We start from the raw sequence: 26668 nt of genomic DNA, 5'->3' as shown, positions 1-26668 counted from the left end.
TTTTGCAAATTTTGCGATTTGTAAATTTTTGCGGCGCGGACGTTGTGAGATATTTTGCAGCGGGCTAAATTTGCAGGCGGTAGCGGGGTTTTAAGCTGCTATGAAAAGCGTGACTGCTCGGAATTTTTTTGCGAGCTGCGCGCGAGCTATGTGGCAGTGCAATCAAAGGCGGTTTAAAATGGTGATATTTGCGGCGCGGGCGGTTGCAAAATTTTACGCCGCAAATGCGAGCTAAATTTTAAAATTTTGCTACCGCTCTGCCGTAAGTTTTGACGCGGTAAATTCCCCGTGAAATCTCGCACGGCTAGAATTTTGCAGCAGAATTCGACGGCAATAAAATTCCGCCGCCCTATTTCATCTTTCTCTTACTTTGAAATTTATGTGTTTTATACATCGCGGAGCTCAAATTTTATTTAATAAATTCCAAAATGCCGCAAATTCTACGACGAGTTAAAATTTTAAAGTGCATTAAATTTACGGCGCTACAAATTTTAAATTTCACTACGTATTGCGCGCGTTGTAAAAAATACGCGCTCTGCCGAATTTATTGCCGCGACGGAATTCCGAGCGGCGACAACCCGCATATTTGATAAATAGATTTCGCATCGCGTAAAATTCCATTGCCGGTAAAGTTTGCTGCCGATCAATTTATCGCCGCATAAAATACTGTCGCGCAAATTTAGCGCAGCACAAAGTCCTTCGCCGCGCAAATCTCACAGCGTATTAAATACCCTATCTCCCGCGTCTCCGAGGCCCGGCACGATATATTTTTGCTCGTTTAGTCTCTCGTCGATCGCCGCGGTAAAAACCTCGACCTGCGGGTAGATCTCGCTAAATCTATGAAGCCCTTCGGGCGCTGCGATGATGGAGATAAATTTGATCTTTTTGACGCCGTTTTTCAGCAAAAATTTAACCGCATCGATCGCCGTACCGCCGGTCGCAAACATCGGATCGATGATGATTGCGGTGCGCTCTGCGGCATCGGCGGGCAGCTTGGCGTAAAAAAACTCCGCCTGCGCGGTCTTTTCGTCGCGCTGAAAGCCTAAAAATCCCACGCTAGCGTCGGGCATAAGCTTAAATACGCTATCTAGCATCCCCAGCGCGGCGCGCAAAATCGGGCAGATCATGATCTTTGTGGCGAGCTTATACGCGCTGGTTTGCGCCACGGGCGTATGCACGCTCACCTCGCGCAGCGCCAGATCGCGCGTGGCTTCGAACATCATCAGGTAGCTGATCTCATCGACGAGCATGCGGAACTGAAACGGATCGGTCTCCCGATCGCGCAGGATCGTGAGCTTATGCTCGATCAGCGGGTGCTTGATCAGCCTCACGTTAGGCAGCTCACGCGCGGTTTGGTGCGTACATTTTTGGCTTTGGCTCATTTTCTCTCCTTAAATTTACTGAATTTTGCGCCCTTTGGGGCATTTTGATCGTATGTTTTAGCGCGAGCTTTTGCACCATGGTGCTGAAATTTTGCCGATAACGGAAACGCGATTTTAAATTTAGCTCATTTTAGCTCGCAATGCGCGCGTTACGTTTAAATTTAGCTCGGCGACTCGCTTTAAATTTAGCGCTTTTAAAACGCAACGCTTTAAATTTAGCTCGCGCGTGCCGCTTTTGATTTAGCCGCCATTTAAATAGGGCGCGCTTTCTATCGGCACGCTGGCGCTACTTTTCGGCGAGCGCTCGCGGCATAAATTTTATCTGCGAAATTATCGTCTGAGGCAACTTTAAATTTACTTAATGCTCGCGCTCGTGATCCAAATTTTAAAATTCCCCGCTATCTTGCGCGTCGATAAATTTTAATTCCATACGCACCTGCGCTCCACAGACAAGCCTAATGAACCGAGCGCGTATCTTTTTAAATTTAGCCCGCCGCAAGCGGTTAAATTTGCCGTACCGAAGCGATCAAAATTTAACCGCAACCCCCTACTCCTTCACCACGCGCAGGAACGAATACACGTCCTGCACCCCGGGAGCATGCGTCGCGTACCAGATCGCGTGCTTTTCGTGCTCAATGTCCGTTACTACGCCGCTAAATACCACGTCGCAGCCCACGATCGCCACGCGCACCGCAGTGCCCGAAACGTCGGTGTCGGAAAAGAGATTTTTCTTTAAATTTGTAAAAATTTCAAACGAATTGCACGGATATTCGGGCTTTTTGACGCGCAGATAGGTATGCACGCGCCGCACGCCTTCGGTTTGTCTAGCTAAAGCAAGCAGCGGCTCGCGCATCGCTTCGCTATCCAGTAGCCCGATGAGATAGACCTCGCCGTAGAAGCACTCGACCTCCAGATCCCAGCTGCTAAGGCCTTTGGTAAATAGAATTTTGCTTTGGATTTTAGTCTGGATGAGCTTGTCGCTAGCGACCTCGCTCACGCTACGGCGGTCGCGCGCTACGGAGTAGATGTCATATACGCTAAGCGCATTGCCCGCGGGCGCCAGCGGAGCCGCGCACGAGTTAAAAAGCGCCGCGCAAGAGAGCAAAAACACCGCTAAAATCGCTAGAAACAAAACTCTCAAACCCTCTCCAATCTCGTTTAATTTCTAATTACCTCAAGCCAGCTGCCGGCGCCGCTTTTTAAATTTAACCCCGTAGGCACCGTTTTATCGCAGCTTCAAATTTTGCGCCGCGAGATTCCGCCCAAACCGCACGCCGTAAAATTTTACAATATAAATTTTAAAATTTACGTTGTAATTCCCACAGATTGCGGAATTCTGCGTTTTCTTCGCTGCGGAATTTCGCGAGCAGTATTCGTCGCCGTAAAATTCTACGTGGCTAAATTTAATTGCAAATTTGCCGCTGCGAAATTTTGCAGGGTAAAATTTCTCGAGGCGGAATTTGCCTCTGTAAAATTTTATATTTCAAAACCTGCGCCCAAAATTCCGCCCGGTCGCGGCTAATTCGTCGTGAGTCCGCCGTCTATCGCAAATATCGCGCCGCTGACCCATTTCGCCGCATCCGACGCCAAAAACACCGCCGCCTCGCCGATGTCCTGCGCGCTGCCGATTTTGCCGAGCGGATAGATATTTTGCACCATCTGTTCAAACGCCTCGCGCCCCTGCGGGCTAAGCGCGCTTAAATTTCGCTCAAACTGCGGCGTTAGCACGCTTCCGGGCGCTATGGCATTAACGCGCACGCCGAGTTTGCCGACCTCGAAGGCAAGCGATTTGGTGAAAGAATTTAGCGCGCCTTTGGTGATCGAATACGCCGTCGTGGTGCGCCCCACGAGCATTCTGTTCGCAAAATACGACGAGATATTGATCACGCAGCCCTTGCTAGCCGCAAGCGCGCCCAAAAGCCCCTGAGTAAGCAGATAGGGCGCTTTGACATTTAGGTTTAGATGGGCATCCAGCAGAGCTTCGTCGGTCGCCTCAAAGGGTACGAATTTTCCCAACCCGGCGTTATTTACAAGGATATCTATCTTAAGAGGTAGCGCTAAAATGTGCTCGCAAAGGCCTTTTATCGTTTTGCTTTGCGCCAAATCCGCCTCTACCGCGTAAGCTTTCACGCCGTAACCGCCCAATGCCTCCTGCGCGATTTTTAATTTCTCCTCGCTTCTGCCGAGCAGGATCAAATTTGCGCCCTCTTCGGCGAAACACTTTGCGATGCCAAGCCCTATGCCGTCGCTTCCGCCAGTGATTACGGCGGTTTTGCCCTCTAATCGTTTCATACTTTTCCTTTCAATGCGTAAATTTATGCTCTAAAAATTTGAGCGAGATTTATGGATCTCGCAGACTTCGAAATTTTACAGGCTTTGAAATTTTATTAACTTTAAGATTTCGCCCGCAAAATTTTATCGCAAATCGCGCCGCTATCTAACTCAAAGTACCTGTTTTACGCTACTAGCCGTGATTTCAAGTAGCCTCGTAGCAAACGGAAATTTCGCCTTCGTTTCTTCAAACTCCGCGCCACTATCAATAAAACGCGCTGTGCCCTTCACTACAAAGCCACGCCCCGCTCCGAACCTGCCTGCTAGCTCCTTCGTTGCGACGCTAAGCTCGACGTTTGGATTTGCCTCCACGTTGCTTTGCGTCTTTTTCATGCCCGCAGCAGGTATCAGAATGCGGTTTTCTTTGATAACGAGATATTTATTCCAAGTGTTGCTGATATGAGCCTCGCCGTGCGCGCAAGTAGCGATGCCCACGGCACATTCGTAATTTAAAATTTCCAAAAACTCTTTGCTAAACATTTTCTCTCCTTAGGATTAATTTTGCGTTTTAAAACTTGCGGTTTCGAAGCAGCGTCTAATTTTAGCTTATTTCGCTTCCGCCACTTACTGCTGCGGCTAAATTTTATATTTCAAAAGCGCATCTTTTTCGGCTTTGCTTACGCGGAAGCTATCGCGGATCTTGGAAATCGCCTTGTTTTGGACAAATTTAGCCGCCCGCTTGCTCGCCAAAAACGCAAGAGTGCTCTCGCGCTGCTTGATAAACATCTCCGCTATCGCCCACGCCGCGCCCATCTGCACGTAATACCGCTCGTCGCTTTCGGCGGCGCAAATTTTAAAAAATTCCTCGGGCGAGATCGCACTCATATTTTGCATAAAATAAACGTAGAAAAATCGCCGCTCAAACTCGTCCACGCCGTTTTTAGCCTGCTTTAGCAGCGCGCCTGCGAGAGCGGCGCCCCTGAATTTCGGAGCGAACATATCGCAAACCGCCCAATTTGGCATCGTTTTGATAAAATCGCTCGCGAGCGCGAATTTCGCCTCATCCTGCTTCAAAAGCATTATGAAAAAGCCCTTTAGCACGAACTCCTCGTGAAAAACGGGCTTATAATTTTGCAGCTCGCGCTGCGCCTCGTCCGCCTCTCCCAAAGCGGCGAAGCTTTTGCGAGCAAGTGCGCGCAGTGCGGGAGTGCGCACGCCCAAAATCTGCGGCGCGGGTATTAGGCGCTGCGAAAATTTCGCCAATTTCTCCTCGCTTAGCGCTCGCAGCTGCCCTAGCATATTTTCTCGTAGATCCATAGCTTTCCTTTAAATTTGATCGTAAATTTAATCGCGCGCGAGATTACGATTTTATAACGGCGCGCTAAAATTTTGCCGCACAGGACTTTTATTTAAACAGATCGCGATGCAGCTCAAACTAATCGCCCGATAGATCATACTATTTTAAGTCGCTCGCCGCACCCGCTCAAAGTCTTTTGTCTAAAAAACGCGCCCAACCAAATCGCGCCGTATGCCGCCGGGCGAAGCAAGCCGTATCGCCAAAGCCGCTTAAATGAAGCTCGGCGCGTCGTTTGAAAACAAAATCAGATCGCCGCCGTGCGTATTTTCGCTCAAAACCCGCTGCAAATCGCGCTTGTCTTTCAAAACGATAGTCTTTTTTGGATCTATCCTGCTTTGCAGCACCTCGGAATTTAGCTCGCCCGTGATGATCGCGAGATCAAAAATTTCATCGATCTTGGCGGCGAGCGTCTCGTTGTCCTCGCGCGTGCTCTCGACGATGCCCGGCGTGATGATGACCTTGCGCCCGCCGTAGCTTCGCATCAGCTCGTAGCTTTGCAGCATGCCGCTTAGATTGCCGTTGAAGCTATCGTCGATGATGATCTTGCCGCCCGCATCGAGCCGCGCGAGGCGGTGCTCGACGGCGCTTACGTGCGCGACGCGGCTTTTGATCTTATCTGCGCTAAGCCCTAAAAATCGCGCGATCTTTATACATGCGGCGAGATTTGCGGCGTTAAATTTACCCAAAATAGGCGCAAAAAACTCATGCCTCTCGCATAGCTCTCTCCGCCCGTTTGGAGCCTCTTGCGAGCCCCGCTCTTTGTCGCTGCAAATTTTATCGTCGCTAGCGGCACGGGCGGCTTGTTCGTAAAATTCTTGCTCGCTCCGTTCGGCGCAGGATATGGAATTTGCATCGTCAAAATCGGCGCCGTAATTTTTAGAATTTTTGTCTTTTTCCGCGTATATCGCGCTGCCTGTATCTAGGCTCAAATCGCCCTGCCCTTCGCCCTCTGCGGCAGATGTGCCTACGTGCAGCGCAGAATTTTCTCTGCTCGCACCGCTTTCATCATCGCTCAAGCTAAGGCTAAATTTTATTCCGTCCAGATCCGCGCCGCAAATTTCCAGCCCCTCGTCATAGATCGTGACGCGCTCGTCCGCGCCTTTTTGCGTGGAGCTGTGCAAAAACGCATGCTTTAGCCGCACGCTTGTTAGCGCTTCAAGCTTGGTTTTGCGGATATTTTCGATGCTTTTGAAATACTCGATGTGTTGCGCGCCGATCTCGCCCACGACGACGATCTGCGGCGCCAAAAACTCGGTGATCTCGGCGATGTCGCCGATTAGCCTGGCGCCTGCTTCGGCGATGTAGATCTGCGTATCTGCGGGCAGCGCCTCGTTTATGTCGCGCACTAGCCCCGCTAGCGTATTTACCGAGCGCGGCGTCTTGTAGCAGCGAAAGTCGCTTTTTAAAATTTGATACAAGAAATTTTTAATGCTCGTCTTGCCGTAGCTCGCGGTGATCTGAATGATCGTAAGCGAGGGCATCTGGGCTAGTTTTTTGCGTGCGGCGGCCTTAAATTTCGCAGCCTGCGCTTGCTCGTAAGCAAAGCTCGCCACAAGAGCGGCGCCAAGCGGTAAAAATATCGGCAAAATCGGAGCTTCTGCGGCATAAAACACGGCGCTGAAGCCAAACGCACAGAGTGCCAAAATCGCAAAAAATCGCTTCACGCGCGGCGTAAAGACGAGCTTTTTATCTAGCCCTCTTTGCCAAAAATAAAGCGCTAGCGCATAGACCGCGACGATTAGAATTTTAGCGGCGTGCAGAGCATAGAGGGACGCGGCGCCGAATTTAGCCGCGCAGAGGCTCGCCGCGACCTCGCAGCCAAGATACGCCGCTAACGGCAAAATCAAAAAATAGAGGTGCCACGCGGGTTTGGTGAAGTGAAAGATGATGCGCGCAGGCTTATACGAAAACCACTGCAGGCAGGTGATCAGATAAAAGCCCAGCAGTAGGACGAATGCCGCGTGCGCGATCAAAAATATTATATTCATCTTTTAAAATTCCTTTTTATAAGTTTAGGCGCCTGCTTTGCGCGCCTGTGCGGGCAAGATGCGGCGAGCTCGTTGGGCCACCGGCATTCGGCTTCATTTGCAAATTTTACGAATTCTCGCTTTGCAAATTCTATTTTTACAAAATTCGCTAGCTCGCAAATTCACGCGCTCGCGTAAGCTGCACGAGCCACACTAGATAAATTTACGCTGCCGCGCGGCGTCTGCGTCTTCGATACTGCGCCGTATCTATCTTTCGCGACCTGAAATTTTCGCACGCTGCGTATATTGCGATATAGCGCCCTATCTCGCGCGATGATTTGCATCATTTACGGCACATAGGCCTTCTGTCGCAGCAAATACATAGCGCGGTTATGCGACCTGCGACTAAATTAAACACCCGCTTTTCGGTGCACACACACGGTTTCGCCGTGTCTCGTACGGCTGCCGCAAACACAGAGCAGAAACGACCCACTACGGCGTTAAATTTTAAAATTTAACGCGGCGCGCTGTAATTTTGAGCTTTGCGTTTTATACTACGTGCCCAAAGAGCGGATTTTGTGCTGCTAAATTTAAACGCATACGCGCGACTTTTATGTTTAAATTTACGCTTCGGCTTGCGATCTTTGGCGAAAACAGATTGCAAAATTTTAAAACGCGGGAGAACTGCACTAAAGCGCCGCAATAAAACGTTTTAAAACTATACCTCGCTCTTACATTCGCGCGATCTGTTTTTGCAACTAAAGCGCGATTTTTAGCGGCGCTAAAATTTCGCGACTAAATTTTAAAATTTACACCAAATCGCGTCTTGTTTTAACCTTGCGCGGCGCCAAATCGTTAAATTTAGCTGCCGCCAAGCTCCTTTTCGATCTGATCGCCAATAAAATCCGCGTTCTGCAAAAAGAAAAAGTGATCCCCCGCCAGCGGATAAAATTTGCTATTTTTAACGAGCGAATGGATCAGCTCGCCGCTTTTTAGGCTAGTGGCGCGATCGTCCTTGCCCCAAAAGATGAGCGCATTTTGCGGGCTTAGCGCGGAAAAAATATCGCGAAAGTCCTCATTTACGACGTTTTTTAGCGTCTCATACATCGTCTTGCTCATACCTGCGGCATCCTTGCTTGCAAACGCGCGCCAAAGCCCCGCCAGACCAAGTCTTTTTAAAATTTTAAAAATCGCGATTTTGGCGCGCACTACAAGGGGTTTCGGCTCGATGATACCGGCGCTGCTTAGCAGTATGAGATTGCGCGGAGCCAGCAATGCGGCGATCTTGCCGCCGAAGCTGTGCCCCATAATCGCGGCGGGCTGTTTGCCAAAAGCTGCGATAAAGGCGCGCATAATCTCCGCGTAATCCTTGCTGCCAAGGGCGCGTGCGGGCTGCGAGCTGGCGCCGAATCCCGGCAGATCGACGCACACTATCGCGTAACGGCGGAATTTATCCGCAAAAACCCGAGACATAAGCGCTTTGTTTGCACCCCAGCCGTGCAACACCAAAATATATTCGGTGCGCTGCAGATTTGAAATTTCGTAGCTAATCTTGTAGCTCTCGCCTCCGCAGACGAGCTCCTTACTCGCCACCACCGCTCCTTTTGGCGTAAACGGCCTTGAGTAGCTCGACTGCCTTTTCGAGCCGCTCAAACTCGCTCATGCTGATCATCACGGCTTCAAATTTATTGTTTTTGACGATCAGGGCTTTTTTGATCTCTTGGTTTTTGATCTTGTTTAAAACGGTGCTGAAGTTGCGCACGATCTCGGTAGCGGTGTAAATTTCGTCTTGATTTATCATAACTCGACCTTTTGGGGTAAAATTTTACGCAAAATTTAGCGTAAAATTTTAAACGATTGGCTACTTATTAGCGATGATTTTGGTGATCAGCTCGTAGCTTACAGGGATCTGCCTCATCGGCGGCAGCGACGAAGCAAGAGCTGCTAAGACCTCGGAGAAATCATCAAATAGGTAGTTTGCGAGGCTGCCTGGGTTTGGATTTATCTCGTTTAAATAAATTTCACCCTCTTTTTCAAAAAAATCGCAGCGAATTAGCGCGCCATCGAATGATCCTGCGTTATAAAGCCACGTAAAGGCATCTTTCATCTTGCCCTCTAGCAAAGCGCCAGGACGAGCGGGCTCTATCGCGCCACTACGCGAAAAATCCAAATATTTACGATCGAAATTTAAATAGCCCTCTTTTTTTGGCTCTTCGATGTTTGAAAATACGATTTTGCCGTCTATTTTAGCGCCTGCGAGATTGAATTCCTTTACGTTTTCCCAGTATGGCTCTACGATCGCGCTATCGTCCAGCTCAAAAGCCTGATCCAGCGCATAGCTAAACTCGCTTTCGTTCTTGGCTATCGAAATTCCGATGCTAGAGCCCAAATGAGCGGGCTTAACGATGATCGGAAAATTAAAATTAGGCAGACTAGTACGATTTACGATCTCATACGGCAGGGTTTTTACATTTGCGATTGCGGCTAGGTGCTTGGTTAAAATTTTATTATAACTTAGAACGCTAGCTTCTATGCGAGGGCCTATGTAAGGGATGCCAAAAAACTCAAATAGCGCTGCCATTTTGCCATCCTCGCCGTCGCAGCCGTGGATTAGATTGATATATGTGCCGACTTCTAGCATGCTTTTGCTAAACATTCCGCTCTCAAAAAATCCGCCCACACCGATGCTAAGCTCTTTTGCTTTAGCATAGCCGCCCTGCTTAAAATATGCCGCGCGCATATTTTTATCATCGATGCGGTAAAATTTACGATTTTTATCGCAAAATACAAACTCCAAGTCCCAGCCTTTTAGGGCATTTTTGACGGCAATTGCCGAGATGATACTTACTTCGTGCTCGTAGCTTTGAGCTCCAAAAACTATGCCAAATTTCATTGCTTTCCTTCAAATTTTATTTTCTACGCTAATTTTTTTAACGCCTCTTTGACAAGATCTGACGTATTCGTGCTGCTGCATCCCGCTAAGATTTGATTGATCTTATCGCGCTTAAATCCAAGGCTTTGTAGCGCGGACGCCGCTTCATTTTTATAAGTCTCGCTAGGACCGAATTCCATTAGCTTCGCATCGCCTAGTTCGGCAATGATCCGTCTAGCGGTCTTTGAGCCGATACCCGGAACTGAAGTTAGCGTCGCAGCATCCCCCGTAGCTACGCAACGCGCGAAATCCTGCGGAGCGAGCGTCGAACAAACCGCCATCGCCGTGCTTGCACCTACACCGCTAAGCTTGATTAGAGTTTCAAACATCTTTTTTTCGCTCTCGTCTAAAAACCCATACAGCGAATCGGCATCCTCGCGCAGAATTTGAACGCACGCGAGCTCGGTCAGCTTGCCCTGCGTGAGCTTCGCGGAGGTATTTAATGACAATGAAAGGGCGTAGCTCACGCCGCTAGCGCATTTAATGACGCAAGCAGTGGGCTCCTTGCGCGTGATAATTCCTTCGATCGCTGCTATCATCTAAGAGCCTTTAAAATTTCGTTTATGCTCTCATTAAGCGCTAAATTTAGAGCATTATAAATGCTTTGCGAGCTAGGATCAGGCACGAAAACGCGCTTAGTGACGATGCCAGATTTTATGCTTTCTAAAGAATTTAAAATTTCATATCCCATCGTGACGGTTGCTTGATCGTTATTGATCTGAAGCGCTACGATACTGGTTTTTAGGCGCAAATCCCGCTCTTTTGGCACGAAGATCGGATTTAGCGAGCAGGTAGAAAATGCCGCATCTAGCAGCGCCTTATATACCATTTCGCTAGGCATCGTGATAAATTTGGCGTCGCTTGCGAACCGCGTTCGGTTTCTAAAATCCACTATTAAAATATCCCGCCTATCGACGAGATCGGTCGCTGTGATGGTGTCGATAAAGATATTTTTGCGCGCACCGCTAGGATTTACGCAGCGCTTTTGATCATAACGCAGCTCGTAGTAAGTGTATGGCTTAGCCTGCTTGGCTAAGCAGCCGCCTAAAAATATCGCCGCCAGCGTCGCAGCAAGCGTAAACTTTATAAAATTTTTCATCTTTATTCCTTTTTATCGTCGCGATCCGCGCCTTTAGAAGTGTCTTTGAAAAAGAAATCGTAAGGATTGTCCTCTAGCCTAAACATCGCGCCTTGGAATTCTCTAAGCGATTTTTTTAGCTCGCGAAGAGTGTTTTTTGCCTCCTCAAGCGTAGGATCCAAGATCGCTTTTAGATTGTACTCGCCGCGATCGATACGCTTAGTGATGATGCCTGCGGTTTTATCCAGTGAATTCGATAGATTGGCAGCACTCACGGCAAAGGCGTTTAGATTATCTAGCAGCGCGTCCAGCTCCTTCTCGCGCTCGTTTAAATTTGCTATGAGAGTATTTACGTTAGCAAGCAGTGCGTCTAGGCTTTGGAATTTTTTATCATCACTTAGCTCAGCGCTAAATTTATCCATCGAAGATAGAATTCTATCCACTTTATCAGTATTTTGTTTAGACAACAGCCCGTTAATCTTAAAGATCATCTCGCTCACGCTATCGGTGATAACTTCGGCTTTGGAGCCGATTTTATCAAGAAGCGTTTTATCCAGCGCAATTATCGGCTTTTTATCATTCGGCGGAAAAAGCTTGCCACTTCCTTTCGTGATATTTATAAACGCGATTCCGCTGATGCCTTGAGATTCCACCTTAGCAACACTATCTTGCGAGATCGGTAGCTTGCTTTTTACCGAAATTTCAATCTCAATAATCGCATTTTCGATATCGGCAAAGTCGATGCTTTTGATGATGCCCGCATTTACGCCGATAAATTTAACCTGGGAATTCTCCTTAATGCCTACGGGAAGCTCTTTTGTGTGGATATAGTAGGAGCGATAGCTCTCGCCGCGATCAGTCTTTGTAAGCATCCACCACATAAATGCCGTAAGAGCCGCGACGCAAATCATAACAAATGCGCCTACTATCGTGTATGAAGTTCTATTTTCCAATCTTTTCTCCTAATTTCAGAGCGTAAAATTTAAGCCCTGCGATATGCCTTAAAATAGCCATTTGGGCTTAAATTTTAAAACTCAACCTTTTCTCAAATAGTCGCAAAATTTGCAGAATCATCTGAGTTTAAATTTTAAAGCTTAGCGTGCATTTTGAAATTTCAAAATATCGCCGCGCCGTATTTTAGCGTAAAATTCTACCGCCCCGATTTAAATTTAACGCCGCTTGCTCGCTAAAATTTTAAAATTTCAATGCGCTATCCCACAAATGCGCCCTTAAATGCGACCCGCCTGAATTTTAAAATTTCGATTGAGCCGCTAAGGTCTAAATTTTAAAAATTTAAGCCCTACGGAGCCCGGAATTCCTCGCTAGGTTTAAAATTTAAAATTTTCCCGCCGCTATTTTAAAATTTCAGCTCCTACCTATCTAAATTTTACCCACCGCGATGCGTATTTCGACCAAATAAATTTCAAAGCTCAATCCCTTTGCCTCATCTTAAATAGCTCTTCAAGTGGGTTATTCTTTAGGCTTGAAATTTCCTCGATGTTTCCTTCAAAGGCAATTTTTTGATTATCTACGATCAAAAACCGATCCAAAATGTCAAAGATACTATCCACATCGTGCGTCACCATCACGACCGTGACGCCGAGGCTGTCTCTAAGCTCGCAAACAAGCCTATCAAGGGCTCTGGCGCTGAGCGGATCAAGCCCCGAGTTTGGCTCGTCCAAAAATAAAATTTCAGGGCTTAGAGCTAGTGCGCGAGCCAGCGCCACGCGCTTTTTCATACCGCCGCTAAGCTCGTTTGGCCTAAGCGCGGCGGCCTCCTTCTTAAGCCCCACCTTTTGGATCCAAAACATCGATAGCTCATCTATCTCGCGTTCGCTAAATTTAGAGTATTCGCGTAGCAGCACGCCTACGTTTTCAAGCACGCTCATCGAGCTGTAAAGTGCGCCGAACTGAAACATCACGCCGCATTTTAGGCGGATCTCGTTTTGCTCCGCCTCGCTCGCACGCCAAATATCGCGTCCGAAAATTTTAATCTCGCCGCTTTGCGGGCGCTTTAAAAATATGAGAGTTTTCATCAGCGTCGTTTTACCGCTGCCGCTGCCGCCTAGGAAGCCGTAAATTTCGCCCTTTTTGACGCTAAAGCTCACGCTATCGTGCATAACGCGCGATCCGTACGCGGTAGTAACGTTGCGCGCGACTATAATTTTAGCGCTTTCGCTGGATTGTACTTGCTCGCTCATAGTCCGATTTCCGAAAACAAAACCGCAAATACCGCGTCGATCGCGATAACCCAAAATATCGCGTTTACGACGCTAATGGTGGTGTATTCGCCGATGCTTTGGGTATTTCCTTTGACTTCAAAACCCCGCATGCAGCCGATGATAGCGATGAATGCCCCGAAAAACGGCGCTTTAATCATACCTACTAAAAAATGCCTAAGCTCTACAGAAGCCTTAAATCTATCCAAATAATCGCTAAAGGCTATGTCTAAATACGCGTCGCACACGATCATCTGAGCAAAAATACTTACCGAATCTGCGATAAAAATGACTAGCGGCATGATTAGTACCATTGCGATAATGCGCGGCATCGCAAGAAAATAAAACGGATCAAAGCCCATCGTCCTCATCGCATCGATCTCTTCTGTGATCTTCATCACGCCGATCTGCGCCGTAAAACTCGAAGCCGAGCGACCCGCGATAACGATAGCGGCGATTAGAGGCGCTACCTCACGAAGCGTCAAAGCGCCCATTATATCGATGATATAGATGCTAGCGCCAAATTTAGAAAGCATATCCGAGCCGATGTAGGCAAGCACGATACCGATCAAAAATGCCGTCAATGAGACTATGAAAAGCGCGTCTATGCCGCTATCTTTGATGAAATTTACGGTTTCTTTGAAACGGAATTTCATCGGATGAATTATAAAAGCCGTAAGTTTGGAGAAAAACTCGCCCAAAAAGCTTGCAAGGCTTAGCAAGCCTAAAATTCCAAGATGACAATAAAGTCCGATCTGCGCTAAAAAATTTAGCCTACGAGACTCGGGTACGTAGCTAAAATCGATCATTTTATCATCCATAAAGCTTAGAATTTTGGCAGCTTTGCAGCTATCCTCCACAAGGCTAACCCGCTTGCCGGCAAGGGCGTTTTTGATCATCAGCGCCATGAAATAGTCTAAATTTGAAATTTCGCTTAAGCTTAGCTCCAGCTCGTTTAGATTTTTTACCGCTTTTTTTAGTGCAAGTAGCTGCGATCGCGAGCTTTTATAGTTCCACTGCCCGCGTAGCGATAAGGTGTTTTTCCCGCCCGAGCTTTCGAGCGAAAAGGCTAAATTCCGCAAAAATTTCTCTCCAAAATCAAAAAATAGGGGAAATTATAATATAATCAACCTTGGCATTTTATAAAATTTAATGGAGATTTATGCTCAGAGGCTTTTTTACAAATAGCGCAGGCACGCTGGTTTCGCGGGTTTTGGGTTTCGTGCGCGACCTGCTTACCGCATCGGTTTTGGGCGCGGGGATTTACAGCGATCTGTTTTTCGTAGCGTTTAAACTACCCAATCTTTTCCGCAGACTCTTCGGCGAGGGAGCCTTTACGCAGGCATTTTTGCCTAGTTTTACCGCCGCGCGCAAAAAAGGAATTTTCGCCGCAGCGGTGCTTATTAAATTTAGCATTTTCATCGCGCTTTTAACGGCGCTCGTACTGCTTGCCGCACCCGTTTTTACTAAAGCTTTGGCATACGGATTTAGCGCCGAGCAGATCGGTCTTGCGGTGCCATACGTTCGGATAAATTTTTTCTACCTTACATTTATCTTCGTCGTTACGCTCTTTGCCTCGCTGCTTCAGTATCGCGATCACTTCGCTACGACGGCGTTTTCGACCGCACTTTTAAATTTAGCGATGATCGCGGCGCTTCTGCTGGCTCGAGGCAAAGACGGCGCCACGGCGGTGCTCTATCTTAGCTTCGGCGTCGTGGCGGGCGGACTTTTGCAGCTAGCGGTGCATGTTTATGCGCTGAAATTTACCGGTATGCTGCGCGTCTTAGCGGGCGGCTTTGCGCGGCTCGCGCGAGGCGATAAACCGCAGACGCAGGGCTTTTATAAAAATTTTTTCGCGGGCGTGCTCGGTGCGTCGGCGCTTCAGCTAAGCTCGTTTATTGATACCTTTTTTGCAAGCTTCCTTGCTAGCGGCAGTATCAGCTATCTTTACTACGCCAACCGCATATTTCAGCTGCCGCTCGCACTTTTTGCGATTGCGCTTAGCACGGCGATCTTTCCGCGAATGAGCAAATTCGTAAAAGCTCGCGACGACGCGCAGGCTCTGGCGCTCGTGGAGCGCGGATTTTACTTCCTTTTGGCACTGCTCGGGCTCTCTGCGATAGGCGGCGTTATGCTGCGAAATGAGATCACGCAGCTGCTGTTTGAGCGCGGAGAATTTACTCGCCAAAATTCCATCGAATGCGCCGCAGTTCTCGGCGCGTATATGGTGGGGCTCGTGCCGTTCGGGCTGTCTAGGATTTTTTCGCACTGGCTGTATGCGAATATGAAGCAGAAGCTAAGCGCGAAAATTTCGATCTGGTGCGTCTTTATAAACGTCGCTTTGTGCGCGCTGTTTTTTAAACCCTTCGGTGCGGTGGGACTTGCGTTTGCAAGCACGATAACGGGAGCGTTTCTGCTGGGCTTTAATCTCTACTTTTTTGGATTTAATAACTTTTTAGCTATAATCCGCGCAAAAAAAATTATTGCGATCGCGGCGCTTTGTGCGGGCGAAGCGGCGATTTTATACATTTTAAAAGGCTTATATTATGGTAATTTATGATAGTTTGAGCAAAAAGAAGCTCCCTTTTAAGCCCATTAGCGAGGGGTTGGCGCGCATTTACGCCTGCGGTCCGACCGTCTATGACGATGCGCATTTGGGGCACGCAAAAAGCGCCGTGAGCTTCGATCTGCTACGCCGCGTACTGCAAGCCGAGGGCTATGAGGTTAAATTTGCGCGAAATTTCACCGATATCGATGATAAAATTTTAAAAAAGATGGCGGAAACCGGCAAGAGCCTGGAGGAGATCACGGAGTTTTATACCCGCAGATATTTGCAGGATATGAGCGCGCTAAACGTCGCGGACGCGAGCATTTCGCCCAAAGCGACCGAAAATATCGCCGCGATCTGCGAGCTCATATCCTCGCTTCTTCAAAAAGGCTTTGCCTACGAGATCACCGGTGACGGCATCTACTTCGACACGCGCAAGGACGGGGATTATCTAAGTCTTAGCGGCAAAAAAGAGGGCGCCGGTAAAAACATCGCCCGCGTCGCCTCAAACGATGCCAAGCACGACGAGAAGGACTTCGTGCTGTGGAAATTTGACGAGAACTGGTTTGATAGCCCGTTTGGCAAAGGGCGCCCGGGCTGGCACAGCGAGTGCGTCGCGATGATTTTGGCGCACCTTGATAGCGGGGATCCGCAATTTTGCATCGACATTCACGCAGGCGGCGCCGATCTGCTCTTCCCGCATCACGAAAACGAAGCCGCGCAGTGCCGCTGCGCCCGCCATAGAGCGCTAAGCAAATACTGGCTTCACAACGGCTTCGTGCAGGTAAACAACGAAAAGATGAGCAAGAGCCTCGGCAACTCCTTTTTTGTAGGAGATGCCCTAAAAATCGCACCAGGCGAGGCGCTGAGATTTTATCTCTTAAGCTCGCATTACAGGGCAAATTTTAATTATTCGGTGACCGATCTGCTTGCGAGCAAAAAGAGGCTAGATAAAATTTACCGCCTTAAAAAGCGCGTCCGTGACGTTTTAGCTCCCGCTGCGGGGCAAAATTCTGCGCCCGAGCTGCCTGCTGCGGAGGCTAAATTTAGATCGGAGATGATGGAGTTTTTAAGCGATGATCTCAACACCTCAGGCGCGCTTGCGGTGCTCGATAGCTTCGTAGCAGGCGCGAACGAAGCGCTAGATCGCACGCCAAAAGACAAGGCGCTAAAAGCCCGTATCGCCGCAAATTTGGAGTTTGCGAAGCAGACGCTCGGAATTTTATACGAGGATGAGACCGAATACTTTCGCTTCGGGGTGAGCGAACAGCAAAGGGCGCAGATCGAGGAGCTGATAGAACAGCGCGCGCAGGCGAAGGCGGAAAAAAATTTTGCGAGCGCAGATGCCATCAGGGCGCGCCTTACGGATATGAAGATCGAAGTGATGGATACGCCTAGCGGCACCGTTTGGGAGGTCGCAGCGGAGTAGATCATAAAATTTAACATATAATTTTGCGTTAAATTTTATGATTTTTACGATACAAAGCGTAAATCCGAACGCTAATCCGCGCACAAATTTTAAAGCAATTTTATTTGCGGTATCACAATACGGCGATGCGATTTTATTTAGCGATACGGTGCAGGAATAATGCGCGACGTGACGCGGCGACAGAGGCGCAAGACGGACGCAATTTTAAATTCGTCGGCGCAGCTGATATGTCGGCGCGATATATCGCGGCAAAATGAAGTAACGCTACGGTGTCTGCGCGTATTTACCGCGTTTTATTGGCAATAGACGATGTGGCGGTGCGATATAGCGCGGTACAGCGGTGGCACTGCGGCGCACCTGTGCGTAAATTTTAGTGCGATTTTATGGCAATTGGCGATGCAAAGTTGCGATGCAGCGCAGTGAAAGCAGCGCTGCGGCAGCCTGTGCGTAAATTTTAACGCGACTAGGTGCAGTGGAACATGCTGTGGTGACGTGCAAATTTTGGCGCGATTTTTATAGCGATATTGTACGCGGGTGCACGCAGCGATGAAAGTCGCGATTTCATTTGTCGATACGGCTGATGTAGCGGCAAAGCCACAAGACAGGCTGCGATTTTCATTCGGCGGTGCGGCGGCGCAAAAGCGCAATGCGGCGCGCCGTTGTGAAGTCGCGATACATGCGATGTATAACGGCACTTTGTAGCGCTTTATGACGCCTCAAAGCATTTACCGCTCAAAATGGGCGTACGAAAGCGCAATGCGATGCGATATAGCGGCAGTGCAGCGCTCTCTGGACGGTTCACAGCGCCTCAAAGCATTTAACGCTTATGGCGTGCGAAAGTGTTTAGAAATCGCGACGGATAAAAACTCGCTCGCTTTTAAGGCGCTTTGCGATTTAAAAATGGTAATGTAAAAACCGCTCTGCGATGCGCAAAAGCCATTTTAAAGCGCTTTACGCTTCGAAAGTAGCAAATAAAAAAGCTAAATCTCGGCGTCGTCCGCACGATCGCCGCATGCGAGCGAGTTGATTTAGTGGGCTTGCGAAGCGCAAATTAGTCCCGCGCCGCCCCATAAATTTCGTGCTGCCTCGCGGCCGAAATTTTAAAATTTCAAGAATTTTGGGATTATAAATTCTAAAATTTCAAGAATTTTGTGTTGGAAATTCTAAAATTTTAGGAATTTCGGAATTATAAATTTTAAAATTTCAGAAATTTTGGATTCAAATTTTAAAAATTTTATAAAAAAGGATTGTATTTGAACAGCTTTAAAACTTTACTATCGCGCTTTAAGCCCTATTTTAGGGATTACAAGCCGCAGTTTGCATTGGCGATTTTGGGTATGGTGATGACGAGCGTGGCGACTGCTGCGAGCGCGAAGCTGGTCGAGCCCGTTTTAAATAAAATTTTCGTCGAAAAAAACGAGCCGTATCTCTACACGCTTCCGATCGCGATCATCGTGGTTTTTGCGATGAAAAGCGGCGGCGCGTTTATGCAAAACTACTTCACCGCCTTCATCGGTCAAGACACGGTGCGCCGCTTCCGCGATAGGCTCGTCGCAAGCCTCGTACGGCTGGACGTGGATTTTTTCAACCGATTCCGCACGGGCGAGCTCATCAGCCGCACGATCAACGACATCGAGCGCATCCGCGTCGTGGTTTCGAATATGATCCCCGATTTTTTCACGCAGATCATTACGATTTTGGGGCTTTTGGGCGTCGTGATATATCAGAGCCCAAAGCTTTCGTTTTTCGCGCTCGTGGTCTTTCCGTGCGCGATATATCCGCTCTCGCGCCTCGCAAAGCGGATGAAAAAAATTTCGCGCGAGTCTCAAGAGAAAACATCCGATATCTCCTCGGCGCTCAGTCAAATTTACTCCAACATCGAAATCGTCAAGGCAAGCAACGCCGAGAGCTTTGAAGTGGAGAAATTTAACGCCGAAAACAAGAAATTTTTCGGTCTAAATTTAAAGGCGGTCGTAACGGCGTGCCTGGTAAGCCCGATCATGGAGATGCTAGGCGCCGTGGGCATCGCCGTGGTGATCATCGTCGGAGGACAGGAGGTCATCGCGGGCCAGATGAGTATCGGCAGCTTTTTCAGCTTCCTTACGGCGCTTTTTATGGTTTACACCCCGATAAAAAAGGTCTCCTCGCTCTACAACAACATGCAAGACGCCATCGCGGCGAGCGAGCGGACGTTTGAGCTCATAGATTTGGAGCCTACGATCGTCGGAGGCGGAAAGCAGATGGGCGAGATCGGCTCGGTGAGCTTTTGCGACGTGTCGCTAAACTACGGCGACAAGGCGGCGCTAAAAGACATAAGCTTCAGCGTCAAAAAGGGCGAAATTTTAGCGCTCGTCGGAAACAGCGGCGGCGGCAAAAGCTCGGTCGTGAACCTGCTGATGCGCTTTTACGACGCAAGTAGCGGTAAAATTTTATTCAACGGCAACGACGAGATCGGCGAGTTTAGCATCCCTAGCCTGCGCGAAAACATCGGCCTCGTAAGCCAGCGCGTCTATATTTTTAACGACACGATCGCGCAAAACGTAAGCTACGGCGCGGAATTTAACGAGCAGCGCGTCATAGAAGCGCTTGGTCTCGCCAACGCCTATGAGTTCGTAAGCTCGATGAAGGATGGAATTTACACCGTGCTTAGCGAGTTCGGCGCAAATCTTAGCGGCGGGCAGCGCCAGCGTATCGCCATCGCGCGCGCGCTGTATAAAGACCCGCAAATTTTAATATTCGACGAGGCGACTTCGGCGCTGGATAACGCAAGCGAAAAGGAGATCTCAAACGTCATCGAAAAGATCAAACAAAGCAAAATCGTCTTTGTAATCGCGCACCGCCTCTCCACGATCGAGCGCGCCGACAATATCGCCGTGATGAAAAACGGCCGCATCCTCGCCATCGGCACCGACGCGAAGCTGACGGGCGAATGCGAGGAGTATCGCAGCCTAAAGGGGATCATGCAAAACGGCTAGAGCTTTAAAATTTTACCCCTTTTGCACCCCGGTTTTGCTCTATGAAATTTTGAAATTTTATCTTTGAAGCAAGTCGCATAAATTTATCCGCAAAGATTAAAATTTTACCTTTAAATTCAGCCGCGCGGATCGCCGCTTCGGCCATAGGGCTTTTCAATAAAACTCGACTCTTTGGTGCTACGAGGCACGACTGCTAGAGTTTTAACGTTTGGATAAAATTTATCTTAAAATTTTAGCGCTTCATTGCAGGCTGCCTCTAAATTTAAACGCTCGAGCCGTTTTAAAACCGCTGCGGTAAAATTTTAGCTTTATTTTCCTTTATAAATTTTCGCATCTTTTTAAAATCTCTATCCGAATCGAAATTTTTCAAATATTTTTATATAAAAACCGAGCTTTAATCAATAAAAGGCTACAATACGCCAAATTTAATTCCAAGGGAAAGTCATTGTTTGAATCTATGCGCGCGGCACGCTCGCTAAGCCCCCTATTTCTGGGGATTTTCTTTATGTTTATCGGCGACGCGCTAGTCATCGCAAGCGCGGGCATTATGCTAAAAGAATCCGGCCACAGCGAGCTTGAGATCGGAGCGATTTCGGCGTTTTTCTTTTTAGGAGCGATCTTTAGCGGCTTTTTCGTGCCTTCGATAATCGGCGCGCTCTCGTACGTGCGGGCATACGCTGTCTTTACGGCGCTTTTCGGAATTGCTGCAATGCTGCACGATCTAGGCTCAAACCTCGTGTATTGGGCGATTTTGCGCTTCATTTTGGGCTTTTGTTATTACGCGCTTTTGATGATAATCGAAAGCTGGATAAACTCAAAGATCACAAACTCCATCCGCTCCCGCGTGCTGGCGATCTACGAAGCGGTTTTTTACAGCGCGTTTGCGATAGGAGTTATAATCTTGGCGCTAAATTTCGGAACGATGAAGGTCTTCGTGCTAAGCGCATTTTTCATCATCCTAGCGCTGCTGCCGGTAAATTTAATCCGCTTCAACCCTCCCAGAGTTCCCGCTCGCATGCGCGTTTCGATGCCGCAAATTTCGATCGTGCCGCCGCTTGCGTTTGCGACGGTGGTTTGCGCGGGTATTTTGATTAACGGCTTTTTTTCGATGGCGAGCGTTTTCGTGCTAAGTGCGGGCCTTGGAGTCGGCTCGGTGGGCGCATTTATGGGATCGGCGATGGTCGGAGGCTTCCTATCGCAGCTTATTTGCGGCGTAATCTCCGATAAATTCGGCCGCAAACGCGCGATAATGATAGTTTGCGCCATCGGTATCGTAGCTTGCGCGGCACTATTTTTTGCTAAAAGCTTCATCCTAACGTGCGCACTTGCGCTGATGTTGGGATTTGGCGCCTTTCCTTTGTATTCGCTTGCCATCGCGCGCGCAAACGACTCCATCACCGGCGAGGGGGCATCCCGCGTGCAAATTTCGGCAGCGATGCTTTTTATATATTCAAGCGCGTCGCTCTGCTCTCCTTTGATCATCGGCGCGATGATGAAATTTTTAGGCGCAAACGGCTTTATCTGGGTGTTTTTCGCGGCGATGAGCTTTTTATTCGTATTTGCTATCTTTCGCCCCGAGATCGCGCCGAAAAGATAGCTTTAAAATTTTAAATTTTTTCATAGATCAAAAATTTATAATAAAACGCCGCGATTGCGAACATAAAGCCCATGCCAAAGGTGATTTGCGAAAGCGAAAATCCAAGCTCGAAAAAAAATCCGATCGCGGCCGACACGAGCGTGGCGACGATGAAATACGCCATGTCGTTGTAAGCTATAACGCGCCCGAAAAACTCCCTATCGACGTGGCTTTGCAGCTGCGTAAAAGAATACGACCACACCGTCGTGATGAAAAATCCCGCCGCGATCATGCCCGCAAACGAAAGCCAGTAGTTAAACTCCAGCACCGCCCACAGCGCGATGCCCGCAAACTGCCCCAGCAATAGCCAAAAAAACGTATGTTTATTCACGATCTTACTTAGCCATATCTGCCCGAAAAATGCAGCCGCCGAGCGCGACATATTCATAAGCCCGATGACTAACGAGGCGCTTAAAATTTCTTTGTATTTATACTTCGCAAGAAGCGCGATGAGATTGTCGTAGGTGGTGACGGCGACGAAGGCGTGAAGGACGATGAGATGCACCACCAAAGGATGCGAGCGCAGGTAGGAAAACCCCTCCTTTAGCATCTTAAACACGGGCCCTGGCGCGTTTTTTGCAAGGTCTTTAAAATTTAGTCGCAGCAGGATAAAAAACGAAAAAACATATAAACAAAAATCCAAAATAAATGCCGCTCGCACGCCGAAATAGTGGATAAAAATACCCGCGCTCGCCATACCGAAAGTATATGTGATCGTCCAGATAATGCCCGTCATCTCGTTAGCAAGTTTGAGATAGGGGCGGCTTAGAAATTTCGGCAGCGTGGAAGATTCGGTCTGAAAAAATAGCGTGCCTGCGACGCTGCGCACGACAACGATCAGAAGTAACAGCCACAAATAATCCAAGCTATCGATAAAAATCAGCATGAAAATACTGATCATCTCGGTTATAAACATCGCCGTCATCAGCGGCTTTGGTTGAAATTTATCCACGATGATGCCGTTGATGGGCGCTAAAAAAACGTTCGGCACGAACGAAACGACGCCCACTGCCGTAATCGCCCACACCGGCGCGCCAAGCTCAATCAGCAGCGTAGCGACCCCAACGACCGAAAACCACAAGCCGAACATACATATAAAACCTGCCGAAAAGAGCAGGCGGTAGTTGCGCGAATGGCGAAGCAGCACGATGTATCTGATCATAAAATTTTATCCCGTAAATTTAATATAAAAAATCTAGCGAAATTGTATCACGGCGCGCCTTAAAAGCCAAAATAAGCTAAAAATGCTATAATTGCGAAATTTTAATTCAGGAGTGAAAATGGAAGGGTTCGTAACTACGGTAATAGTATTTTGCGTCCTCATCGCGGCAATTCTAAAGATGGGGGTCAAGATCGTCTCACAATCGGAAATTTTAATCATCGAGCGGCTGGGTCGCTTTCACAAGGTGCTCGACGGCGGCTTTCACATCATCGTGCCGTTTTTTGACGCGGTGCGCGCGAAGATGAGCGTGCGCGAGCAGCTGGTGGACATCAGCAAGCAGCAGGTCATCACCAAAGATAACGTCAACATAAGCGTCGACGGTATCGTGTTTTTGAAGGTTATCGACGGTAAGATGGCGCTTTACAACGTCGAGGATTATCGCCGCGCGATTTCAAATTTAGCGATGACGACGCTACGTAGCGCGATCGGCGAGATGAGCTTAGATAGCACGCTTAGCTCGCGCGATCAGCTAAATTCCAAACTACAAATCGCTCTGGGCGACGCCGCGGATAACTGGGGCGTAAAGATCATACGCGTGGAGATCTCCGAAATTTCGGTACCGCACGGCATCGAAGAGGCGATGAATATGCAGATGAAAGCCGAGCGCGAAAAGCGCGCGATCGAGCTTAAAGCCGAGGCTGAAAAAGCAGCCCTCATCCGAAACGCCGAGGCGCTAAAGCAGGAGAAAGTGCTCGAAGCCGAGGCAATCGAGCGTATGGCGGATGCGAAAAAATACGAGCAGATCGCGCTTGCGCAAGGTCAAAAAGACGCGATGGACAGTATAAATTTAGCGATGAGCGCTTCTAGCTTTGCGGCGGAATACCTGCTCGCGCAGGGTCGTGTAAACGCTTTTAGCGAGCTATCCAAAAACCCTAGCAAGGATAAAATTTTGATCCCTTACGAAACGAGCGAGCTTATCGGCTCTCTTAGCGTGCTTAAAGAATTCCTCGGCAAAAACGGCGCGAAGGAGCTCAAATGAACGCGCTGATTTTTATCATAATCGGCGTGATTTTGGCGATCGTCGAGCTTTTGGTGATGGATTTTACCTTTATATTTTTCAGCGCCGGATTTTTCATCACGGGGCTTTTGAGCTTCGGTTTTCATCTTGATTGGGACGTGCAAATTCTACTTTCGTTCGTGCTCTCTTTCGTGCTTCTGATCGCATTTAAAAAGCCGCTAAAATCACGCTTTTTCAAACCAGAAGAGAAGCATAAGGATAATTTTTTAGACGAAAGCGGCACCGGCACCGTCAAAAACGGCATGGTCTATTTCAAAGGCACGTTTTGGAAAAGCGATGAAATTTCGGATCTTAACGAGGGTGACCGCGTCGAAATTTTAGGCGTAAAAAACGGCCAGATCGTGATTAAAAAAGATAGCAGTCGAAATTCTAGCGGCGCAGACGGCGTAAATTTAAATAACGGCGACGCAAATTTAAGCGACGCGGACAGCACGAGTGCCGACGATAAAAATTCCAATGCCGCTGCGAGCAAAAACGCGCAAAGCTCTGGCGCTGAACAAGAAGCGTCCGTAGATCCGAAAGAGGCGTAGAGTGAGCGCTAAAACCGCACCGAAAAAAACGATCAACAGCAAGGATGAAATTTTAAAATTTTTATCGTCGCAGAAAAAGAGGCTTTTTGCGGTTGGTGTTACCGAGCTATGGCTTTTCGGCAGCTACGCCAAGGGTAGTGCCGACGCATTTTCCGACATCGACATCGCGATCGAAACCGACGGGGCAAAAATGGTAAAAAATTTAGGAAACCCATTTTCGGCACTGGTTTTTTTAGACGATTTTAAAAAAAAGCTATCCTGCAAATTTAATGCAAATGTCGATCTGTGCGATACTACCTCTTTAAGTCGCGAAGAAAAAATGAAGCTGCTGCAAGGAGCGATTTATGTTTGAAAGATCAAGCATCGAGCGATTAAAAAAGATATCTGATAAAATTTCATCCATCCTAAAAAAATGCGAGGGCGGCGTAGCGCAGGCTCTTGCCGACGAGGACGTTTTGCAGCCTGCGATAATGATGCAGTTCATCAATATCCACGCCCTGCTAAAGGGGCTGCAAGAAAGCAACGATTTGCAGGCTTTGGCGATCTTTAGCAAAGATGAAATAAGAGCTATCAACGCCGCCAGAAATATCGCTTCGCACGAATACGAACGGCTAAATTTTGAGCTGATAGAGATAGCCATCAAGGACTATCTACCGACGCTAAATCAAAAAATCATCAACGCACTAAAGCCGTATCGCAAAGGCAAATCGGAAGGATAAATTTGAAAAGACTAAGTATAGATGAAGCCCTAAATTTAATCGAGCACGCCGATCTAAACGAGCTTGGGCGCGCAGCGTTTGCGCGCAAGCGCGAGCTGCATCCGGATCGCGTCACGACCTTCATCATCGATCGAAATATAAACTACACCAACGCCTGCATGGTGGATTGCAAATTTTGCGCATTTTACCGCCACGCAAGCGACGTGGATGCCTATGTGCTGAGCTTTGAGCAGATCGGCGAAAAGATCGAGGAGCTCATCGCCGTGGGCGGCACGCAAATTTTATTTCAAGGCGGCGTCCATCCGAAGCTGAAAATCGAATGGTACGAGGATCTGGTGGAGTTCATCCACAAAAATTATCCGAGCATCACGATCCACGGCTTCTCGGCGATCGAGATCTATTATATCGCGCGCCTTAGCGGCATCAGCACGCTCGAAGTACTTCGCAGACTGCAAGCTAAGGGGCTCTACTCGATGCCCGGAGCCGGAGCCGAAATTTTAAGCGACCGCGTGCGAGACCTCGTAGCGCCGCGTAAAAGCGACAGCGCCACGTGGCTTAGAGTGCACGAGGAGGCGCACGGCATCGGTATGAAAACGACGGCCACGATGATGTTTGGCACGCTTGAAAGCACGCGCGAGATCGTGGAGCACTGGGACAAAATCCGCGAGCTGCAAGACCGCACGGGCGGCTTTCGAGCGTTCATTTTATGGAGCTTTCAGGGGCAAAACACCCGCCTTTTGCGCGAGCATCCCAAGATCAAAAAGCAAAGCCCGAACCGCTACCTGCGCCTGCTCGCCGTCTCGCGGCTATTTTTGGATAATTTCAAAAACATCCAAAGCAGCTGGGTCACGCAGGGCAGCTACATCGGGCAGCTGGCGCTGAAATTCGGCGCGAACGATCTTGGAAGCACGATGATGGAGGAAAACGTCGTAAAGGCGGCGGGCGCGAGCTTTCGGATGAGCAAGGACGAGATGATAGCGCTGATCCGCGACGTAGGCGAAATTCCCGCCAAGCGCAACACCAACTACGATATTTTGGAGACTTACGCTTAGGCACCGGCTTTTGAGTGTTTGCGGCGGGAATTTATGCGCTTACGGCTAGAATTTAGCGGCAAATTTCGCCTTAAAACAGATAGCGAATTTTTGCGATAGTGGAATTTTGCAACGAAATTTAAAATTTTGATATCGGTACGGGTTTAAATTTACTGGTGCGAGTGGAATTCGCGCAGTAAAATTTCATTTCGCTATGGAAATTCGCCTTAAAATTTTTTGGACGCGAAATCTACGCTGCGAAATTGACGCGACGGAGACGGCGCACAGAAGGTATTTTGTGAAGGCGCTTGCCGCGTTTGCGGCGACAAAACATATTGCGGTCTCGATACGCCG

General features: G+C 48.4%; 27 protein-coding genes. 10 read left to right on the top strand and 17 right to left on the bottom strand.

The features are described 5' to 3' along the window. Positions 1–713: 713 nt before the first annotated feature. From upp to Q0413_RS10450, 15 genes are all read right to left on the bottom strand, one after another. The gene (gene upp, locus Q0413_RS10520; protein ID WP_297882151.1) at positions 714–1340 is read right to left on the bottom strand and encodes a uracil phosphoribosyltransferase; all 627 of its coding nucleotides are present in this window, start codon (positions 1338–1340) and stop codon (positions 714–716) included. 589 nt (positions 1341–1929) lie between these two features. Next, positions 1930–2523: a BON domain-containing protein gene (locus Q0413_RS10515; RefSeq protein WP_298990179.1), complete on the bottom strand. Its 594-nt coding sequence runs from the start codon at positions 2521–2523 to the stop codon at positions 1930–1932. A 377-nt stretch (positions 2524–2900) separates the two neighbouring features. Then, positions 2901–3674 (bottom strand): SDR family oxidoreductase, encoded by a 774-nt coding sequence (locus Q0413_RS10510; protein ID WP_298990176.1) that lies wholly within the window; start codon positions 3672–3674, stop codon positions 2901–2903. A gap of 150 nt (positions 3675–3824) precedes the next feature. Beyond that, on the bottom strand, positions 3825–4193 hold the full coding sequence (locus Q0413_RS10505; RefSeq protein ID WP_298990173.1) for a pyridoxamine 5'-phosphate oxidase family protein: 369 nt from the start codon (positions 4191–4193) through the stop codon (positions 3825–3827). A 96-nt stretch (positions 4194–4289) separates the two neighbouring features. Next, positions 4290–4970 (bottom strand): DNA alkylation repair protein, encoded by a 681-nt coding sequence (locus tag Q0413_RS10500; protein WP_298990170.1) that lies wholly within the window; start codon positions 4968–4970, stop codon positions 4290–4292. A 249-nt stretch (positions 4971–5219) separates the two neighbouring features. Then, positions 5220–6998: a Mur ligase family protein gene (locus Q0413_RS10495; RefSeq protein WP_298990168.1), complete on the bottom strand. Its 1779-nt coding sequence runs from the start codon at positions 6996–6998 to the stop codon at positions 5220–5222. Between the two features lie 161 nt (positions 6999–7159). Further along, on the bottom strand, positions 7160–7324 hold the full coding sequence (locus Q0413_RS10490; protein WP_298990165.1) for a hypothetical protein: 165 nt from the start codon (positions 7322–7324) through the stop codon (positions 7160–7162). Between the two features lie 514 nt (positions 7325–7838). Continuing rightward, entirely contained in the window at positions 7839–8570 is a 732-nt protein-coding gene (locus Q0413_RS10485) for an alpha/beta hydrolase (protein ID WP_298990162.1), read from the bottom strand. After that, positions 8560–8778 carry a type II toxin-antitoxin system Phd/YefM family antitoxin gene (locus Q0413_RS10480; protein WP_177389042.1) on the bottom strand — a complete coding sequence of 73 codons (219 nt, stop codon included), beginning with the start codon at positions 8776–8778 and terminating at the stop codon, positions 8560–8562. Before Q0413_RS10480 ends, Q0413_RS10485 begins: the two co-directional genes overlap by 11 nt. A gap of 60 nt (positions 8779–8838) precedes the next feature. Next, positions 8839–9870, bottom strand: a complete 1032-nt coding sequence (locus Q0413_RS10475; RefSeq protein WP_298990159.1) for a D-alanine--D-alanine ligase — start codon at positions 9868–9870, stop codon at positions 8839–8841. A 23-nt stretch (positions 9871–9893) separates the two neighbouring features. Beyond that, positions 9894–10448: a Holliday junction branch migration protein RuvA gene (ruvA, locus tag Q0413_RS10470; protein WP_298990155.1), complete on the bottom strand. Its 555-nt coding sequence runs from the start codon at positions 10446–10448 to the stop codon at positions 9894–9896. Beyond that, complete coding sequence (locus Q0413_RS10465; protein WP_005870378.1) at positions 10445–11008, bottom strand: hypothetical protein; 564 nt, start codon at positions 11006–11008, stop codon at positions 10445–10447. Before Q0413_RS10465 ends, ruvA begins: the two co-directional genes overlap by 4 nt. A 2-nt stretch (positions 11009–11010) precedes the next feature. After that, complete coding sequence (locus Q0413_RS10460; protein ID WP_298990151.1) at positions 11011–11940, bottom strand: MlaD family protein; 930 nt, start codon at positions 11938–11940, stop codon at positions 11011–11013. 477 nt (positions 11941–12417) lie between these two features. After that, positions 12418–13188: an ATP-binding cassette domain-containing protein gene (locus Q0413_RS10455; protein WP_298990148.1), complete on the bottom strand. Its 771-nt coding sequence runs from the start codon at positions 13186–13188 to the stop codon at positions 12418–12420. After that, complete coding sequence (locus Q0413_RS10450) at positions 13185–14288, bottom strand: ABC transporter permease (RefSeq protein ID WP_298990145.1); 1104 nt, start codon at positions 14286–14288, stop codon at positions 13185–13187. Before Q0413_RS10450 ends, Q0413_RS10455 begins: the two co-directional genes overlap by 4 nt. Before the next feature lie 80 nt (positions 14289–14368). On the opposite strand from Q0413_RS10450, the gene murJ reads away from it, so the two are divergent. The 4 genes from murJ to Q0413_RS10430 all read left to right on the top strand — a co-directional run bounded on the left by murJ (position 14369) and on the right by Q0413_RS10430 (position 20158). Beyond that, positions 14369–15766: a murein biosynthesis integral membrane protein MurJ gene (murJ, locus tag Q0413_RS10445; protein ID WP_298990142.1), complete on the top strand. Its 1398-nt coding sequence runs from the start codon at positions 14369–14371 to the stop codon at positions 15764–15766. Further along, the gene (gene cysS / locus Q0413_RS10440) at positions 15753–17183 is read left to right on the top strand and encodes a cysteine--tRNA ligase (protein WP_298990138.1); all 1431 of its coding nucleotides are present in this window, start codon (positions 15753–15755) and stop codon (positions 17181–17183) included. Before murJ ends, cysS begins: the two co-directional genes overlap by 14 nt. Positions 17184–17729: 546 nt before the next feature. Continuing rightward, positions 17730–17885: a hypothetical protein gene (locus Q0413_RS10435; protein WP_298990134.1), complete on the top strand. Its 156-nt coding sequence runs from the start codon at positions 17730–17732 to the stop codon at positions 17883–17885. A 551-nt stretch (positions 17886–18436) separates the two neighbouring features. Continuing rightward, on the top strand, positions 18437–20158 hold the full coding sequence (locus tag Q0413_RS10430) for an ABC transporter ATP-binding protein (RefSeq protein WP_298990127.1): 1722 nt from the start codon (positions 18437–18439) through the stop codon (positions 20156–20158). A gap of 4 nt (positions 20159–20162) precedes the next feature. Here the strand turns inward: Q0413_RS10430 and Q0413_RS10425 are convergent, their stop codons facing one another. After that, entirely contained in the window at positions 20163–20315 is a 153-nt protein-coding gene (locus tag Q0413_RS10425; protein ID WP_298990124.1) for a hypothetical protein, read from the bottom strand. Between the two features lie 288 nt (positions 20316–20603). Between Q0413_RS10425 and Q0413_RS10420 the strand changes: the two genes are divergently transcribed. Then, the gene (locus Q0413_RS10420) at positions 20604–21755 is read left to right on the top strand and encodes an MFS transporter (protein ID WP_298990121.1); all 1152 of its coding nucleotides are present in this window, start codon (positions 20604–20606) and stop codon (positions 21753–21755) included. A gap of 10 nt (positions 21756–21765) precedes the next feature. Here Q0413_RS10420 and Q0413_RS10415 read toward each other — a convergent pair whose 3' ends face one another. Next, the gene (locus tag Q0413_RS10415; RefSeq protein WP_298082849.1) at positions 21766–22956 is read right to left on the bottom strand and encodes an MFS transporter; all 1191 of its coding nucleotides are present in this window, start codon (positions 22954–22956) and stop codon (positions 21766–21768) included. Positions 22957–23074: 118 nt separating this feature from the next. On the opposite strand from Q0413_RS10415, the gene Q0413_RS10410 reads away from it, so the two are divergent. Genes Q0413_RS10410 through Q0413_RS10390 form a run of 5 tightly spaced genes read left to right on the top strand, consistent with a single transcriptional unit; the run spans position 23075 to position 26335 of the window. After that, positions 23075–23995: a stomatin-like protein gene (locus Q0413_RS10410; RefSeq protein ID WP_298990114.1), complete on the top strand. Its 921-nt coding sequence runs from the start codon at positions 23075–23077 to the stop codon at positions 23993–23995. Continuing rightward, the gene (locus tag Q0413_RS10405; protein ID WP_298990111.1) at positions 23992–24564 is read left to right on the top strand and encodes an NfeD family protein; all 573 of its coding nucleotides are present in this window, start codon (positions 23992–23994) and stop codon (positions 24562–24564) included. Before Q0413_RS10410 ends, Q0413_RS10405 begins: the two co-directional genes overlap by 4 nt. 1 nt (position 24565) lies before the next feature. Next, the gene (locus Q0413_RS10400) at positions 24566–24916 is read left to right on the top strand and encodes a nucleotidyltransferase family protein (RefSeq protein WP_298990108.1); all 351 of its coding nucleotides are present in this window, start codon (positions 24566–24568) and stop codon (positions 24914–24916) included. Then, complete coding sequence (locus tag Q0413_RS10395; protein ID WP_298990103.1) at positions 24909–25283, top strand: HepT-like ribonuclease domain-containing protein; 375 nt, start codon at positions 24909–24911, stop codon at positions 25281–25283. The genes Q0413_RS10400 and Q0413_RS10395 overlap by 8 nt, the downstream gene beginning before the upstream one ends. A 2-nt stretch (positions 25284–25285) precedes the next feature. After that, positions 25286–26335: a dehypoxanthine futalosine cyclase gene (locus Q0413_RS10390; RefSeq protein ID WP_298990101.1), complete on the top strand. Its 1050-nt coding sequence runs from the start codon at positions 25286–25288 to the stop codon at positions 26333–26335. The last annotated feature ends 333 nt before the right edge of the window (positions 26336–26668 follow it).

Source organism: uncultured Campylobacter sp., from assembly GCF_938045465.1.
Taxonomy (GTDB): Bacteria; Campylobacterota; Campylobacteria; order Campylobacterales; family Campylobacteraceae; genus Campylobacter_B.
Note: the sequence above shows the minus strand (reverse complement) of the source record. Positions and strands in the feature narration are given on the sequence as shown.